This is a genomic window from Actinomadura sp. GC306 (assembly GCF_004348665.1).
Taxonomy (GTDB): Bacteria; Actinomycetota; Actinomycetes; order Streptosporangiales; family Streptosporangiaceae; genus Spirillospora.
This window is the reverse complement of record NZ_SMKM01000226.1, coordinates 1-11,169: the sequence shown is the minus strand read 5'-3', so window position 1 is coordinate 11,169 and position 11,169 is coordinate 1. Positions and strand designations below refer to the sequence as shown.

9 protein-coding genes are annotated in these 11,169 nt (G+C 66.8%); 7 read left to right on the top strand and 2 right to left on the bottom strand.

Features of this window, described 5'->3' with window-relative positions; translation table 11 throughout:
- Window positions 1-745 precede the first annotated feature (745 nt).
- The 5 genes from E1200_RS25325 to E1200_RS25305 all read left to right on the top strand — a co-directional run bounded on the left by E1200_RS25325 (window position 746) and on the right by E1200_RS25305 (window position 5,344).
- Window positions 746-1,111 (top strand): peptidase inhibitor family I36 protein, encoded by a 366-nt coding sequence (locus E1200_RS25325; RefSeq protein WP_131954581.1) that lies wholly within the window; start codon window positions 746-748, stop codon window positions 1,109-1,111.
- A 75-nt stretch (window positions 1,112-1,186) separates the two neighbouring features.
- The gene (locus E1200_RS25320; RefSeq protein ID WP_131954580.1) at window positions 1,187-2,107 is read left to right on the top strand and encodes a hypothetical protein; all 921 of its coding nucleotides are present in this window, start codon (window positions 1,187-1,189) and stop codon (window positions 2,105-2,107) included.
- A gap of 44 nt (window positions 2,108-2,151) precedes the next feature.
- Complete coding sequence (locus tag E1200_RS25315) at window positions 2,152-3,408, top strand: peptidoglycan-binding domain-containing protein (protein ID WP_131954579.1); 1,257 nt, start codon at window positions 2,152-2,154, stop codon at window positions 3,406-3,408.
- Window positions 3,405-4,094 carry an ABC transporter ATP-binding protein gene (locus E1200_RS25310; protein WP_131954578.1) on the top strand — a complete coding sequence of 230 codons (690 nt, stop codon included), beginning with the start codon at window positions 3,405-3,407 and terminating at the stop codon, window positions 4,092-4,094. Before E1200_RS25315 ends, E1200_RS25310 begins: the two co-directional genes overlap by 4 nt.
- Before the next feature lie 110 nt (window positions 4,095-4,204).
- Window positions 4,205-5,344: an ABC transporter permease gene (locus E1200_RS25305; RefSeq protein ID WP_207933538.1), complete on the top strand. Its 1,140-nt coding sequence runs from the start codon at window positions 4,205-4,207 to the stop codon at window positions 5,342-5,344.
- Between the two features lie 107 nt (window positions 5,345-5,451).
- Here E1200_RS25305 and dnaB read toward each other — a convergent pair whose 3' ends face one another.
- Window positions 5,452-8,076, bottom strand: coding sequence for a replicative DNA helicase (gene dnaB / locus E1200_RS25300; protein WP_131954576.1), 2,625 nt, complete (start codon window positions 8,074-8,076; stop codon window positions 5,452-5,454).
- A 340-nt stretch (window positions 8,077-8,416) separates the two neighbouring features.
- Between dnaB and E1200_RS25295 the strand changes: the two genes are divergently transcribed.
- On the top strand, window positions 8,417-9,742 hold the full coding sequence (locus E1200_RS25295; RefSeq protein WP_131954575.1) for an MATE family efflux transporter: 1,326 nt from the start codon (window positions 8,417-8,419) through the stop codon (window positions 9,740-9,742).
- A 57-nt stretch (window positions 9,743-9,799) separates the two neighbouring features.
- Entirely contained in the window at window positions 9,800-9,988 is a 189-nt protein-coding gene (locus tag E1200_RS25290) for a hypothetical protein (RefSeq protein WP_052357975.1), read from the top strand.
- 12 nt (window positions 9,989-10,000) lie between these two features.
- Here E1200_RS25290 and E1200_RS25285 read toward each other — a convergent pair whose 3' ends face one another.
- Window positions 10,001-10,987: a peptidoglycan recognition family protein gene (locus E1200_RS25285; protein WP_243708825.1), complete on the bottom strand. Its 987-nt coding sequence runs from the start codon at window positions 10,985-10,987 to the stop codon at window positions 10,001-10,003.
- Window positions 10,988-11,169: the final 182 nt, after the last annotated feature.

Below are 11,169 nucleotides of genomic sequence, written 5' to 3'. Positions count from 1 at the left end.
GCCGAACCCAGCGCGGGCAGAAGGGGTGCGCCCCTATCCCCGGCCGCCACGTGGTCGAGCCGTCAGCCCGCCGCGCGCTGTCCACGGTGCTCCAGGACGCACCGCACACCCCGAGGCGCCCGCCGCTGTCGATTCACCATGCCGCCCCCAGCTCCGCAAACGGTCGGGTCATCGAGGTGCGCCGACCGGCGCTCCGCCCTTCACGCCGAGGTGCAAGTTCGCATCTTTGATGTCATGGACTGGTCGTCGGCCTGCAGAGCTTGCTGACTTTTCAGAGGTCTGTCAGCGGGGCTTCCCAATGATCTGTCAGTCCCATCCGCAGCCTGGAACCGATTCACCCTCAGGGTTGAGATCGCCCCCCTTGACCGCTCTCGGTCAACAGATAACCAGAGCATCCCGGAGATGTCTTTCTAGCCGAGAGCGGCCTGCTCGAGCCTGTGCGGGTGCTACCCAGGCCGCCGCCGATGTGGTGGTAATCGCGTTTTCGGCCTGGTGAGTGAGGACGTAGCCATCGATCACGGCGTTAGGTCACTGACTACGGCTCCCCTGTTCCCGCATGTGTCGGTGAGCTGCTGCAGGTCAGCGACGATCGCGCCGCCAGGCCCAGCCGCCCGGTTTTTGGTCAGGATGAAATTCGGTTTTCAGGAAGAATGGATATGAGGTGACTTGTCATGATCGCGGAGCACTGCGAAGATCTTGATCAGTCCGGGAAAGTTCTATCCGACCAAAGGAAGGCGGGGTTACGATGAGGATTCGATCGGCCGCGATCAAGGGTGCGGTCGCCATGGCGCTCGCAATGCCTGTCATCGGCCTCAGCGCCCCAGTGGCACACGCTGACGTGAACTGCGACGGCGGCGAAATCTGCTTCTGGGAGAACCATTACTACAGCGGGAACGACGTCTACACGACCGCCGGCTACGAGGACAACTGGCCCAACTACATCGAGAACAAGGAGTCGTCCCTCGTCAACCGAGGAACCTCGGGCCTTGGCGTGAGGGTCTACAACTACCATGGCATGTCCGGCTACCTTTACTGTGCGCCCAGGGGCATTCAGTGGGGTGACCTCAACCCCGAGAACGTCGGATCCTCGCACAACTGGCACCTCTGTTAACGGAGGGCATGAGGAACGCAGCGGAGTCCGTCCCCGCCGGGCTCCGCTCCTTATTTTTCAGGAGAGGAACGTCTCATGCGAACCAGAAGCGCCGCAATTGCCGCCTCGATGTCAATCGGACTGGCGATGGCCGTCCTGACTGCCTGTGGCGGCGAAGAACGCGAGGGTGAATCCGGCGGCGGAGACACTGGTCAGGGACCTGGTGTTACTCCGGAGCGCCGGCAACTGGTCATCGCCGAGAACGAACTCATCTCACGCTGTATGCGCAGGCAGGGGTTCAAGCACGTGACGGAGATCCCGCCGGCCGAGAACGTGTTCGGTACACCCGTCGAGCATGATGATGTCGATGCGCGCAAGCAGAACGGGTACGGCCTGTCCGACCGCAATCCTGGAAAGGAAGCGGACGGCATTGGGGTAAACGGAAGATATATGCAGACCCTCTCGAAGTCTGAGCAGCGGCGATGGGAGTTGGCCTATTTCGGTGGCGGCAATTCGGAGATGCAGGTACGGTTGGCCGACGGCAGCGTCGTGACCTTCAACCGAAACGGGTGTATCACTGAGGCGCGGCGGAGCCTTTACGGCGATGTGGCGAGCTATCTGAAAGTCTACATGATAGCCATCAACTACAGCGGAAAGGCCGTCGGCATGACGGAGCGCGACCCCGGCTACCTTGAAGCCATCGCACAGTGGCGCAACTGCATGGCGGGTCGTGGTTATCATTTCGAGTCTCCTAAGGCGGCACAGGAGGCGGCACAGGACCTCTACACCGACAAGGACCGTGAGACCGCCCGTAGGCAAGAAATCGCCATTGCGACCGCAGATGCCGAGTGCGACCGTAAGGTCAACTTGTCGAAACTTCGGAGAGATCTCCTCGAGAAGAACACCAAGCTGGCAGGAAAGAAGTACGAGGCCGAAATTCTCGGCTATCAGGAGTTGGAGCAGAAGGCGTTGAAGCGCGCCAAGGAGCTGGTGGGCCCGGAAACGCTGGGCCGCTGATCGTGAGACAGTGCGCATACGTGCCTGTGCAGAGCGGATAGTGGATGACGTTCGGAGTTCGCCGTTCCCCCAAAAGGGTCCTGGCAGTCTTGCTGGTCGCGGTCGTCGTGCTCGCTGGAGCGACCTGGTGGCTGGGATCCCGGGTGAAGTCGCCGACGCAGGCGGCGGCCGAGGCGGGGCCGCCGAAGGCCTCACCGATCACGGCGCCGGTGGAATATCGGAAGCTGTCGCGCACGCTGGTGACCCGCGGCAGCGTCCGCGCGCACCGGGAGCGGACAGTCGCCATCGAGCCCTCGACGGAGAACGGTCGTCCGCTGGTCACCAAAGTTCCGGTCAGGGCCGGTGACACCATCCGCGAAGGCGCCCTCGTGGCAGAGGTCGCCCAGCGGCCCGTCTTCGTGCTTCGCGGAAAAGGCCCGATGTTCCGTGATCTCACGATCGGAGCCGAGGGTCGGGACGTGGCCCAGCTGCAGGCAGCACTCGGCCGCCTCGGTTTCCGGACCGGTGACAGCGTCGGCCGGTTCGGTCGTGGGACCGCCGCCGCGGTGGCCCGCTTCTACCGCTCCCGGGGCTACGAACCATTGCGCTCAGTGACCGTGGAAAAGGATCCGGACAGGGGCGACCCGGCCACTCCGGAAGCCCCGGAAGCCCCGGAAGCCCCGGAAGCCCCGGAAGCCCCGGCGAAGCGAACACGTACCGCGATGGCAGGAGGCGCTGAGGTGGTGTTCGTGAACGATCTTCCTGCGCGCATCGTGGCGGCGTCCGCTCGCCTCGGGCAGAAGGTCGAAGGGGAGCTGCTGAGACTGGCCGGCGACGGCCTGATCGTCGAGGCGGCCCTCACCGCCGCCGAAGCCGAAGACATCGAGGTCGGCACCAAGGTCACCGTCAACGTCGAGGCACAGGACCGCACCTTTACCTCGAAGGTGGGCGACATCGCCAAGAGTGCAAAGTCCGAGAAGCCCGGCACCGAGACCGAAGGCGAGGACGAGCCGGGCCCGGAAACCGAATTCGTCGCCCGGATCAAGGTACCCGGTCGGCTCGGCTTCGATCTCAGCGGCGAGGAAGCCGAGGTCACCTTCGACCTGGGAGGCGCATCCGACAAAGCCCTCGTGGTCCCGGCGGCGGCGGTGTGGGCACGTGCTGATCGATCGTCCTACGTTGAGGTGCAAGACGGCGCCGGCCGGACTCGGCAGATCAAAGTGGACCCCGGTATGTCGGTCGACGGATACACCGAGTTGACCGACGTGGAGGGTGAATTGCGTCCGGGTGACCTCGTCGTGGTGGGGCAGGAGCGGCGATGACCGTACCGGTCCTCGAACTGCGTGAGGTGTCGCGCGTCTACTCCGGAACACCGCCGGTGGAAGCGCTCAAGCCGTGCAATCTCACGGTCCGTCCGGCGGACCACATCGCCATCACGGGTCCTTCCGGTTCAGGGAAATCTACGTTGCTCAACGTCCTCGGCCTCCTGGACCAGATCAGTTCAGGCAACTACTACCTGCATGGCGAGGACGTCAGCACGCTCAAGGAACATCGCCGAGCAGCTCTGCGCAACCGCTATCTGGGTTTCGTGTTCCAAGCGTTCCACCTGCTGTCCTACCGCACGGCGCTGGAGAACGTGGAACTGTCGATGCTCTACGCGGGCATCCCCCGCAAGTCTCGCGCGCAGCGGGCGATGGAGGCACTGTCGCGGGTGGGGCTGGAACACCGGACGGATGCTTTTCCCCCCACCTTGTCCGGTGGCGAACGGCAACGCGTGGCCATCGCGAGGGCCATCGTGGCCCGACCCAGCGTGCTGCTCTGCGATGAGCCCACCGGAAGCCTGGATTCGGGCATGAGCAACTCGATTCTGGAACTCCTGGATGAACTGAACCGGGACGGTCTCACCTTGATCGTGGTGACCCACGAGCATGACGTGGCCGCGCGGGCGCGGCGGCGCGTCGCAATCCACGACGGTGTGCTCAGCGAGGCCGAGGGGTCCGGATCGTGAGGCCCCTTTCGAGAGCGGCACGAGGTGGATCGTCGCCGCGTTCCCGTCTCACTCCGGGCGATCTGATCAACGAGTCGCTCGCCTGGATGATCCGGCGACGGGCGCGCTCCATGCTGACCGCGCTCGGCACCTTGCTCGGGGTCGGCGCATTCGTGGCGACACTGGGACTGACATCGACCGCCGGCGCCCAGATCAGCAGCCGGTTCGACGCGCTGAAGGCGACCGAGGTCACCGTCCAGGACGGCAGGCCACCGAAAAGGGGCGCTTTGCACGTCGACCAGGCGTTTCCCGCTGACGCCGAACAGCGCCTGGCACGCCTCAACGGGGTCAAGGCCGCCGGCGTGTACTGGACCGTGGGCGATGACGGGGTCGACGTCCGGCGTTCACCCGTCCGGGATGACCGCGGAGACAATGAGACGACGGCCAACCTGATGGCGGCCTCGCCCGGGGCCCTGCGCGCGGCCGGGGCTCATCTGTCTTCCGGCAGGCTTTACGACGAAGGACACGACAACCGGCGCCAGGCCGTGGTGGTGCTGGGCATCGGTGTGGCCGGCAGGCTCGGGATCTCGAGTGTGGAGAGACAGCCGGCGATCTTCATCGGAGACCGGGCCTTCACCGTGATCGGCATAGTGGACGATGTCCGCCACAACACCGATCTGCTGCTGTCGATCATCGTCCCGGCCCGCACGGCGGAACGTGCATGGCCGACCTCGGACGCCCAGCACGCCATGCTGATCGAAACCCGGCTGGGAGCGGCCCAGTTGATCGGCCGGCAGGCACCCCGCCAACTCCGCCCTCACGATCCGGACCGGCTCATCGCCATCGTCCCGCCCGACCCCAGGACGCTGCGGAACAACGTGGAAGGCGATGTCGACACCCTGTTCCTGCTGTTGGCCGCCGTCTCCCTAGTCATCGGGGCGGTGGGCATCGCCAACACCACGCTGGTGTCCGTCATGGAGCGCACCCACGAGATCGGATTGAGGCGTGCTCTGGGCGCTCGCAAACGACATATCGGCGCCCAGTTCCTGACCGAAAGTGCGCTACTCGGCAGCGTCGGCGGCGTTGTCGGTACGTGTGGGGCGGTCATGGTCGTCGTGACGGTATCGGCGTTCCGGGAGTGGAGCCCCGTCATGGACCCGGCCATGGTTCTTCCGGCCCCCTTGATCGGAACCCTCACAGGTTTGGCTGCCGGACTCTATCCCGCACTGAAGGCGGCACGGACAGAACCCGTCCAAGCCCTCAACAGGTGACCACGTTCGCTCTCCCCTGATCCCGGCACCGGCATGGTGAACTCCATCACGGTGCCGCACCTCCTGAGAACGTGCCGGGGCTCTTGCGAACCCGCACGAGGAGCGCGTCACTGGGCCATGTCGACGAAGCGGCTGTAGTGGCCCTGGAAGGCGACGGTGACGGTGGCGGTCGGCCCGTTGCGGTGCTTGGCCACGATCAGGTCGGCCTCACCGGCACGCGGCGACTCCTTCTCGTAGGCGTCCTCGCGATGCAGCAGGATCACCATGTCCGCATCCTGCTCAATTGATCCCGATTCGCGTAGATCGGACACCATGGGCTTTTTGTCCGTTCGCTGCTCGGGGCCTCGGTTGAGCTGCGACAGCGCGATGACGGGAACGCCCAGCTCCTTCGCGAGGAGCTTCAGCGAACGGGAGAACTCCGACACCTCGACCTGGCGGCTCTCGACGCGCTTGCCCGAGGTCATCAGCTGCAGGTAGTCGATGATGACCAGGCGCAGGTCGTGCTGCTGCTTGAGCCGCCGGCACTTCGCGCGGATCTCCATCATCGACATGTTGGGGGAGTCGTCGATGAACAGGGGCGCCTCGGCGACCTCACTCATCCGGCGCGCCAGGCGCGTCCAGTCCTCGTCCTGCATCGTGCCCGACCGCATCGCGTGCAGCGCCACCCGCGCCTCCGCCGACAGCAGCCGCATGGTGATCTCGTTGCGCCCCATCTCCAGACTGAAGAACGCCGACGTCAGCCCATGCTTGATCGAAGCCGCCCGCGCGAAGTCGAGCGCCAGGGTCGAGTTGTGCGTCGGGATGCACGACCGTCCCGCCAGATACATGTGGTCGGAATTGTCGACCTGGACGCACCGGACCGGCACGCTCTCGATCGGCCGGACGTCCACGATGTACCGCACCCGCGCCTTCGGGTGGACGATCTTGCGCTGCCGCGCCGCCTTGCGCGGCAGCCGGAACACCGTCTCGGCCGGCGTGAAGTTGATCCGGTAGAAGGTCGAGGTCTCCGGAGAACGCCCCTTGACCGGCTTGGTCGTCATCGTCGCGCGGTAGCCGAGGCTGAGGATCAGCTCGTGCGCGTCCTCGGCCAACCGCTTGTAGGCGAACGCCAACTGCACCTGGCCGATCTCCGAGACGTACCCGTCCGTGTCGAGCAACCCGGCCAGCAGGGCCCGCCGCTGCTCCTCAGATGCCCGCAGGTACTCGGCCGGGATGTGCTTGTTGCGCCACAGGCCCAAGTCCTTGATCTTGGTCACTAGACCGGGGAGGCCGAAACTACCCGGGGTCCTGTGCCGTCTGACCGGCTGCCCCGCTGCTTCGATCTGTTCCAGAATCTCTTCGTCGAAGCACGTTATGGAGCAGTTCGTGGCACACCCATCACCAAGCCACGCGCCGAGGACATACGGATCGACGGGCAATTCGGCGGTCGGCAACTGGAATGGAGCGGCCACTTCAACCGCGTGGTTGGGACGGTCGTCACCATCGCAGCGGACGGTCGCTGCGATCTCCTCGGTCGTCTTGATGGGGCGGTGCTGTGCGGTGGTCGCGGCGTTCTTGGGACGGACGGCGCGATGCAGCAAACCCCGGTAGAGGCTGGTGGCCTCATAACGAACCTGGCGCGTCGACGTGCTCTGGTGGGCCTCACCGGTGTGGCCTAGGTGCCGGGTCACCGCGTGGAGCGCATACCGGAACTCCGCTCCGACCTCGTCCACGGCCTGGCGATGCGAAATGAGCTGACGTGGTCGCTCATTGGCCTCCGCCGTCGCCCACCGAACACGGTTGATCGCTTCGTCGGGCCAGTAGTAGGCCGTTCGCGTCTCGCTCCGCTGACGGCGACTCGCACGTGTCGTTGTACGCCACTGGTGCTGGGCGTCGGCGACAATCACCTCGCCGTCCGAGAACTCGATCTCATAGCAGGGCCGGCCGTGCATCACGTCCGTCGCGGCGACGACGCGGGTCGGTCTGCCATCTGCTCCGATCAGATAATCACCAACGGACACTTCGCCCATGGTGGTCCAACCTGTCGGGGTCGGAAGGGGAGTATTCAGACGAATCGCCTTCCCCATGGCAGGTCTTGCAGCGACCACTACCATCTGGCCGGGGTGTAGGCCGTTGGTGAGGGCGTCGAGGTCGGCGAAGCCGGTGGGGCAGCCGACCATCTGGCCGCCGCGGCTGCCGATCGCCTCGATCTCGTCCAGCGCGCCCGGCATGATCTCGCTGAGGGGGACGTAGTCCTCGCCGGCGCGCTTCTCGGCGATGGCGAAGACCTCGGCCTGGGCGCGGTCGAGGACCTCGTCGGCGTCGGCGCCGTCCGCCGCGTAGCCCATCTGGACGATGCGGGTACCCGTCTCGACCAGCCGGCGCAGGATCGCGCGCTCGTGGACGATGCGCGCGTAGTACCCGGCGTTCGCCGCGGTGGGCACCAGGGAGATCAGGGTGTGCAGGTAGGGCGCGCCGCCGATGCGCCCGATCTCGCCGTTCTTGGTGAGCTCGCCGGCGACGGTGACCGCGTCGGCGGGGTCGCCCCGGCCGTAGAGGTCGAGGATTGTGTCGAAGACGATCTGGTGGGCCGGACGATAGAAGTCCGGCGTGCGCAGGATGTCGACGACCTCGGCGATGGCGTCGGGGGAGAGCAGCATGCCGCCGAGGACGCCCTGCTCGGCGGTGATGTCATGCGGTGGGGTGCGCTCGAACTCGGGTTCGCTCGGTCCGCCGATCTCGGCAACGCTCACCGTCGCACCCCCTTCATCCCGGTCGCCGGCGGCCCCGTCCGCCCCGTCGGCGCCCGTCCGTCCCAGGTCTATCCGAAGCGTCCGACATTCTCGCGAGCCCACGCGGCGAGGGGCAAAGCAGCCTGTGGACAAGGTTGTGGAACGCCTGTGCAGACACGCCGCGCAGGTTGTGCACGACCTGTGGAAAACCTTGTGGATTCATTGGGGACGCCTCGCCGCTCAAGGCGATGACCTGCGGAAACCTCATCCACCGGGTGTGCGGAAAAGAAAGTCGGCCGGTCGGCCGGATGTAAGGTGCCAAGTAGATGAGGAGAATTACGGGGGTGCTACCCTCGGCGCGGTGACAACCTCCCGGCGTCCCTCGGCCGCGCACGACCGCGAGATCCTGCGGCTCGCCGTCCCCGCCTTCGGCGCGCTCGTCGCCGAGCCGCTGTTCCTGCTGACCGATTCGGCTATCGTCGGCCGGCTGGGCACCGAGCCGCTCGGTGGTCTCGGGGTCGCCGGCCAGGCGCTGGCCACCCTCGTGTACCTGTGCGTCTTCCTCGCCTACGGGACGACGGCCGGGGTGGCCCGGCAGGTCGGCGCCGGGGACATGCGGGCGGCGATCCGGCAGGGCATCGACGGCATGTGGCTCGCGCTCGCCATCGGCATCGTGCTGATCATGGTCGGCTGGCCGCTGGCCCCGGCGATCGTGGACGCGTTCGGCGCGTCCCCGGCCGTCGCGCCCTACGCCGAGACCTACCTCAGCGTGAGCCTCTTCGGCATCCCGTCGATGCTGGTGGTCCTCGCCGGGACGGGTGTGCTGCGCGGTCTGCAGGACACCCGCACACCCCTGTACGTCTCGATCGGCGGGTTCTCGCTCAACCTCGTGCTCAACGTGCTTTTCGTGCTCGTCCTGGACTGGGGGATCGCGGGCTCGGCATGGGGCACCGTCATAGCCCAGACCGCGAGCGCCGCCGTCTACGTGTGGGTCGTCCTGCGGGCGGCGCGGCGGCACGCGGCCCCGGTGCATCCCGACCTCGCGGGGCTGAAGACGGCGGCCACGGCGGGGTTCGGCCTGCTGCTGCGGACGGCGGCGCTGCGCGTCGTCCTGATCGTCGGGACGTCGATCGCGGCCCGCATGGGGGACGAGGAGATCGCCGCCTACCAGGTGGGCTTCCAGGTGTGGACGCTGCTCGCCTTCGCGCTGGACGCCATCGCGATCGCCGGGCAGGCGATCACCGGACGGTACCTGGGCGCGTCCGACCTCGCGGGGACGCGGGCCGTCACACGCCGGATGGTGTGGTGGGGGATCGTCAGCGGCGTGGTGTTCGCGCTGCTCATCCTGCTGATCCGGCCGTGGCTGCCGGGCCTGTTCACCGCGGACGGCGGCGTCCACGACCTGCTGTTCGCGTCGCTGCTCGTCGTCGCGCTGCTGCAACCCGTCGCGGGCGTGGTGTTCGTCCTGGACGGGATCCTCATCGGCGCGGGCGACGGCACGTACCTCGCGGTGACGACGCTCCTCGCGACGATCGTCTTCCTGCCCGCCGCCATCGCCGCCTACCGGGCGGACGCGGGGCTCATCGGCCTCTGGGCGGCGATCGGCCTGTGGATGGCGGCCCGCATGGTCACACTGGGGCTGCGCGCCCGCGGCGACCGGTGGATGGTGACCGGCGCCGTCCGCTGAAAGCCGATTTTCGCGAACCGCACCCGCACCTTGGGCCACACTCGCTACTATTCGAACATGTGTTCCACGCATGGCGAGCGGATGGCCCGGCTGACCCAGGCGATCGACGACCTGGCGGCCGAGGGCCTAGCCGGGCTGCCGCCCGAGACCCTGGTGGAACGCGTCGCGGGCATCTGGTCCCTGGTCGAGGGCATCGATCCCGAGATAGCCCGCCGCCGCACCCGCTACACCACCCCGGAGACGTGACACCGCCGCTGCTCAGCCGTTGAAGGACGGAAGAATGGACGACAACAACCCGCTCCCGGAGTCGTTGCCGCTCCCAGAGTCGTCCGTGCTCCCGTAGTTGCTCACGCTCCCGGAGCCGTTCCCGTTTCCCGAGTTGTTTCCGCTCCCCGAGCCGTTCCCACTTCCCGAGCCGTTCCCGTTTCCGGAGCTGGTCCAGCCTCCAGAGCCGTTGCCGCTCCCCGACCCCTTCACGTCCTCCGAGTCGTTGCCGTTCCCCGAGCCGTTGCCGTTCCCCGAGTCGTCCAGCCGCTTCGCGACCGCCTTGCGCAGGTCGGGCAGCCGGGCGTAGAGGACGTCACCCGGGCAGGCGGTCGAGTTGAAGTCGCGGTGACCGACGATCGCCTCACCGGGTTCGAGGTCGTACACCCGGCACAGCCAGACGCACACCTCCACCAGCGAGTCCCACAGCCGGCCGGGGACCTTCGCGTTCGTGTACGTCCCCTCGTTCTCGATCCCGATGGTGCGCTGGTTGTGGTGCAGGACGTGCGCGCCGACCGCGAGGTTCTTCGCCCGGATGGCCGCCAGGCTCTGGTTGCGCCCCTCCATCACGATCCCGCCGCGGCTGATCGTGAGCTGCTGCCCCGTGTCGTTCCAGCCGTTCCCGTCCATATGCCACTTCTGGATCTGCCGGGACAGCGCGAACGCGTGATCGAGCGACCGGTCCTTGCTGTTCGCCGTGGCCGTGTGGTGCACCACGATCTTGTCCGGCCGCCGGTCGAGCACCCGGGCGGCCCGCTTGGGCGCCCGCGCGTTCCACTGCTCCCGCGTGTACACCTGCGGACTGTCCGCCCTGAACGCCGATCCCGGATACTCGCCGGCCATGGCCCCGTCCCACATGGACGTCCCCACCGTGAGCAGACCCGCCGCCCCCGCCATTCCGCCGATGAGCGCCCGGCGCGTGATCTGCGAGCCGCACTGCTGCCCGCCGTCCGCACCCTCCCCCGATTGCGCGTCCAGCACATCGACCCCTTAGTTCCGACGCGATTCGATTACGGAACGTATTGGCCGCGAGTTGATCACCCAAACACAGGGCGTCACAGGACGTTTCACATGAAACCCGAACCGCACCCCCACCCCTTGAACGCCCATTCGTCCGATCTTGCACCAGACATTGCCCGCTCCACCCCCTCACCAGCCCATAC